Annotated in this window: 17 tRNA genes; all 17 read right to left on the reverse strand. The window is 49.2% G+C overall.

Annotated features, from left to right (window positions below):
* Positions 1-153: 153 nt before the first annotated feature.
* The 17 genes from GMA06_RS08235 to GMA06_RS08315 all read right to left on the reverse strand — a co-directional run bounded on the left by GMA06_RS08235 (position 154) and on the right by GMA06_RS08315 (position 1,697).
* A tRNA-Glu gene (locus GMA06_RS08235) sits at positions 154-225 on the reverse strand.
* A gap of 15 nt (positions 226-240) precedes the next feature.
* Positions 241-329, reverse strand: a tRNA-Ser gene (locus GMA06_RS08240).
* Between the two features lie 26 nt (positions 330-355).
* Positions 356-429, reverse strand: a tRNA-Ile gene (locus GMA06_RS08245).
* 28 nt (positions 430-457) lie between these two features.
* Positions 458-528 (reverse strand) — tRNA-Gly (locus tag GMA06_RS08250).
* A 6-nt stretch (positions 529-534) separates the two neighbouring features.
* Positions 535-607, reverse strand: a tRNA-Phe gene (locus tag GMA06_RS08255).
* A gap of 3 nt (positions 608-610) precedes the next feature.
* A tRNA-Asp gene (locus GMA06_RS08260) sits at positions 611-683 on the reverse strand.
* Between the two features lie 11 nt (positions 684-694).
* Positions 695-767: transfer RNA gene (locus GMA06_RS08265), tRNA-Met, on the reverse strand.
* A gap of 24 nt (positions 768-791) precedes the next feature.
* Positions 792-881 (reverse strand) — tRNA-Ser (locus GMA06_RS08270).
* Between the two features lie 9 nt (positions 882-890).
* Positions 891-962, reverse strand: a tRNA-Glu gene (locus GMA06_RS08275).
* A gap of 10 nt (positions 963-972) precedes the next feature.
* Positions 973-1,046: transfer RNA gene (locus GMA06_RS08280), tRNA-Ile, on the reverse strand.
* A 28-nt stretch (positions 1,047-1,074) separates the two neighbouring features.
* A tRNA-Gly gene (locus GMA06_RS08285) sits at positions 1,075-1,145 on the reverse strand.
* A 27-nt stretch (positions 1,146-1,172) separates the two neighbouring features.
* Positions 1,173-1,245 (reverse strand) — tRNA-Asp (locus tag GMA06_RS08290).
* An 11-nt stretch (positions 1,246-1,256) separates the two neighbouring features.
* A tRNA-Met gene (locus GMA06_RS08295) sits at positions 1,257-1,329 on the reverse strand.
* Positions 1,330-1,353: 24 nt separating this feature from the next.
* A tRNA-Ser gene (locus GMA06_RS08300) sits at positions 1,354-1,443 on the reverse strand.
* Between the two features lie 5 nt (positions 1,444-1,448).
* Positions 1,449-1,522, reverse strand: a tRNA-Ile gene (locus GMA06_RS08305).
* A 13-nt stretch (positions 1,523-1,535) separates the two neighbouring features.
* Positions 1,536-1,609 (reverse strand) — tRNA-Met (locus GMA06_RS08310).
* A gap of 14 nt (positions 1,610-1,623) precedes the next feature.
* Positions 1,624-1,697 (reverse strand) — tRNA-Pro (locus GMA06_RS08315).
* Between the last annotated feature and the right edge of the window lie 50 nt (positions 1,698-1,747).

The following is a 1,747-nucleotide window of genomic DNA, read 5'->3' on the forward strand; positions in this document are numbered from 1 at the left end:
TTAATCATACAACACCATTCTCAGTGGCAGAAAAAGAATGTGAAAAAGGTAGTGAATGGTTAATGCCATTCACTACCAACATACTCACTATTTCTCTCCACCAACACAATTTGACGAAGAGCCAAAAAAGAACGCTATAGCGTTCTCTTAGTATGACCCGTACGGGACTCGAACCCGTGTTACCGCCGTGAAAGGGCGGTGTCTTAACCGCTTGACCAACGGGCCATGCTGATAAAGCAACGGAGAAAGAGGGATTTGAACCCTCGCGCCGCGTTATGCGACCTACACCCTTAGCAGGGGCGCCTCTTCAGCCTCTTGAGTATTTCCCCAAAATGTTGAAAAAATGCTTTATCAATGGGCCTAAATGGACTCGAACCATCGACCTCACGCTTATCAGGCGTGCGCTCTAACCAGCTGAGCTATAGGCCCTTATGTTTATAAGATAATTTATCTTATAAGCGGGTGACGAGAATCGAACTCGCGACAACAGCTTGGAAGGCTGTAGTTTTACCACTAAACTACACCCGCTAAAAGTGGTTCAGGACAGAGTCGAACTGCCGACACCTTGAGCTTCAATCAAGTGCTCTACCAACTGAGCTACTGAACCATACGGTCCCGACGGGATTTGAACCCGCGATCTCCTGCGTGACAGGCAGGCATGTTAACCCCTACACCACGGAACCATGTTTTAACATTGCGGGAGTAGGACTTGAACCTACGACCTTCGGGTTATGAGCCCGACGAGCTGCCAACTGCTCCATCCCGCGATAATATTATACTCTTTCGAGTTAAGGAGGATAAGGGATTCGAACCCTTGCACGCTTTTACACGCCTGACGGTTTTCAAGACCGTTCCCTTCAGCCGGACTTGGGTAATCCTCCATAAAATAATGACCCGTACGGGACTCGAACCCGTGTTACCGCCGTGAAAGGGCGGTGTCTTAACCGCTTGACCAACGGGCCTAAATATAAGTGGGCCTAAATGGACTCGAACCATCGACCTCACGCTTATCAGGCGTGCGCTCTAACCAGCTGAGCTATAGGCCCTTATGTTTATAAGATAATTTATCTTATAAGCGGGTGACGAGAATCGAACTCGCGACAACAGCTTGGAAGGCTGTAGTTTTACCACTAAACTACACCCGCATAAAAGAAACACATTATGCGTTTTAACGGTCCCGACGGGATTTGAACCCGCGATCTCCTGCGTGACAGGCAGGCATGTTAACCCCTACACCACGGAACCATGTTTTAACATTGCGGGAGTAGGACTTGAACCTACGACCTTCGGGTTATGAGCCCGACGAGCTGCCAACTGCTCCATCCCGCGATAATATTATACTCTTTCGAGTTAAGGAGGATAAGGGATTCGAACCCTTGCACGCTTTTACACGCCTGACGGTTTTCAAGACCGTTCCCTTCAGCCGGACTTGGGTAATCCTCCATAAATGGACCTTGTAGGACTCGAACCTACGACCGATCGGTTATGAGCCGATAGCTCTAACCAACTGAGCTAAAGGTCCTACATAGATCTTATAGCGGCGAAGGGAATCGAACCCCCGACCTCTCGGGTATGAACCGAACGCTCTAGCCAGCTGAGCTACACCGCCTAAATATATAAAAGTCGGGAAGACAGGATTCGAACCTGCGACCCCTTGGTCCCAAACCAAGTGCTCTACCAAGCTGAGCTACTTCCCGTTTCTCATGTCTAACATGAATGCACCCAACAGGAGTCGAACCTGTAACCG

The sequence above is a fragment of the Granulicatella sp. zg-84 genome, assembly GCF_010892375.1.
Lineage (GTDB): Bacteria > Bacillota > Bacilli > Lactobacillales > Aerococcaceae > WM01.